Origin of the sequence: Pseudoalteromonas sp. S3178, from assembly GCF_005886985.1 — a bacterium.
Taxonomy (GTDB): Bacteria; Pseudomonadota; Gammaproteobacteria; order Enterobacterales; family Alteromonadaceae; genus Pseudoalteromonas; species Pseudoalteromonas carrageenovora.
Map to the genome: position 1 here is coordinate 1 of NZ_PNCW01000377.1, position 255 is coordinate 255.

The window sequence follows — 255 nt, forward strand, 5'->3', positions numbered from 1 at the left end:
TGCAATTGGTGGTAGTACAAGCGGGGAATATTGCCCAAGGGCGATTGGATATTCAAGCACTTGAAACAAGTCATGGAGATGAAATCAGTGCGCTATCATCATCTATCAATGATATGCAAACGTCATTAACCACACTTGTCGGACAAATTAAGGCAGTAACCGGTGAAGTTGGCGATAGCAGTGCTACACTTGGCAAAATCAATGAGCAAGTTGCACAAGGGATCAATAAGCAGAAACTAAAAGCAGATCAAATTT

The 255-nt window shown here is 41.6% G+C and carries 1 protein-coding gene; it reads left to right on the plus strand.

What is annotated here, in order from left to right:
• A partial coding sequence (locus tag CWC11_RS22910; protein WP_171038505.1) for a HAMP domain-containing protein occupies positions 1-255 on the plus strand: 255 nt, incomplete at both ends.